Origin of the sequence: Aeromonas molluscorum 848 (genome assembly GCF_000388115.1) — a bacterium.
Taxonomy (GTDB): Bacteria; Pseudomonadota; Gammaproteobacteria; order Enterobacterales; family Aeromonadaceae; genus Aeromonas; species Aeromonas molluscorum.
Map to the genome: position 1 here is coordinate 1 of NZ_AQGQ01000281.1, position 1,893 is coordinate 1,893.

Annotated in this window: 2 protein-coding genes and 1 pseudogene; all 3 read left to right on the forward strand. The window is 59.9% G+C overall.

Features of this window, described 5'->3' with window-relative positions; translation table 11 throughout:
- Window positions 1–171 (forward strand): annotated as a pseudogene (locus tag G113_RS19945) (MBL fold metallo-hydrolase); the annotation flags it as partial.
- 72 nt (window positions 172–243) lie between these two features.
- Window positions 244–873 carry a DsbA family protein gene (locus G113_RS19950; RefSeq protein WP_005913793.1) on the forward strand — a complete coding sequence of 210 codons (630 nt, stop codon included), beginning with the start codon at window positions 244–246 and terminating at the stop codon, window positions 871–873.
- 71 nt (window positions 874–944) lie between these two features.
- Window positions 945–1,844, forward strand: coding sequence for a DNA-binding transcriptional regulator OxyR (gene oxyR / locus G113_RS19955; protein WP_005913795.1), 900 nt, complete (start codon window positions 945–947; stop codon window positions 1,842–1,844).
- Window positions 1,845–1,893: the final 49 nt, after the last annotated feature.

A 1,893-nucleotide genomic window follows, 5' to 3' on the forward strand; every position in this document is an offset into this window, starting at 1 on the left:
GAAGCCGTGACCTTCACACGCGATTATGTGCAGCGCTTCGAGCAGGAGCTGGCCAAGGCCAAGGACTCAGACAGCTTGATCCAGAGCATGAAGCAAGCCTTCCCCGCGTTGCCTGACGATGATGGTCTGGCTATCGGCGCCAAGGTCGCGACCGGCGAGATGAAGTGGTAAAGCATTGAGCCTACTTCCCTGTGTTTTTTACCGGGCCCCTTGGCCCGGTTTTTTCAAGCTGGATACGACGCCATGAAGATGAAAGAAACAACATTGCACTACGTTTATGACCCCCTCTGCGGCTGGTGTTATGGTGCAGCCCCCCTGCTTGCGGCCGCGGCCAGGCTGGCGGGGGTAACGATCAAGCTGCATCCGGGCGGTCTCTGGCTAGGCGAGCGGCGCCAGGCGATGGGATTGGCCCTGCGTGATTATGTCAAACCTCATGATGAGCGGATCCAGGCCCTGACCGGTCAGCCTTTTGGTGAGCGCTACTTCAATGGGCTGCTGCTCAGGGATGGGTTGCAGCTCGACTCTGCCCCTCCCATTCGCGCCATACTCGCGCTCGGCACCCTGGGGGGCAATGAGTTGACCCTATTGCAGCGTATCCAGGAGTCCCATTATCGGGATGGTCTCTGGGTCGGGGACTCGGTGCTGTTGGCCAGCCTCGCCGCCGAACAGGGCGTGGATGAGGCTGCCTTTCAGCATGCCTATGAGACACAGGCTCTGGAGCCTGCCCTGTTAGAGAGCCAGCGTTGGCTAACCCGACTCAGGGGCCAAGGTTACCCGACCTTGGGGCTGGCGCGTGGCGAGGCGCTGCAGCGTCTCGACATCGGTCCCTATCTAGGAGACGTGGCAGGGTTTCTGGCGCGATTGGCTGACTAGGTTGCCTTGTTCTTCAAGCACTTATTGGGCATGCTAGGGGTCGATTTTTTGCCCGTCAGCAGTGGGGATATATGAACCTTCGCGATCTCGAGTACCTGGTAGCGCTGGAAGAGGAGAAACATTTTCGCAAGGCGGCGGAGCGCTGCTTTGTCAGCCAGCCGACCCTGAGTGGCCAGTTGCGCAAGCTGGAAGATGAGCTCGGGGTTATCTTAATCGAGCGAACCTCGCGCAAGGTGCTCTTTACCCCAGCCGGTGATGCCATGGCCCAGCAGGCTCGCAAGGTGCTGCGCGAGGCGCGTGAGCTAAAAAACATCGGTCAGCACTTTGCAGAACCGATGTCAGGGGAGATCCACATCGGCCTCATCCCCACAGTGGGGCCCTATCTGTTGCCCCATATCATCCAGGATCTGCGCGAACACTTTCCCCAGCTCGAATTCTACCTTTACGAAGAGCAGACCCAGGTACTGATGAAGCGACTCGAGGAGGGGGAGCTGGACTGCGTCATCCTGGCTGAATTGGATGGCATGGAGGGCTTTGGCTCACTGCCGCTTTATCAGGAGCCCATGTGGCTGGCGGTCCCCCGGCAGCACCCTGAAGCCCAAGCCAAGGCTGTACCGCTTGGCAACCTCAAGGGCAAGAAGCTGCTGATGCTGCAAGATGGTCACTGCCTGCGGGATCAGGCCATGGGGTTTTGCTTCGCTGCAGGGGTAGGGGAGGATGTGCGCTTCCAGGGCACCAGCCTGGAGACCCTGCGCAATATGGTGGCGGCAGGCAGCGGCATGACGCTGATCCCGCGCCTGGCGGTGCCCGCCAATCGCGATGAGGGTGGGGTGAGCTACCGACCCGTGATTGACCCCGTTCCCGGGCGCGCCATCTCACTTTTCTATCGCCATTATTCGGTGCGCCGTCCCTGCTTCAACGAGCTGGCGAGCCGTATTCGGGCCTTGATGAAGGTGCAGTTGGCCAGTTGAGCCATGAACAGCACCAAGCGCAGCTCAGTGTGTGAGCGGCAATAAAAAA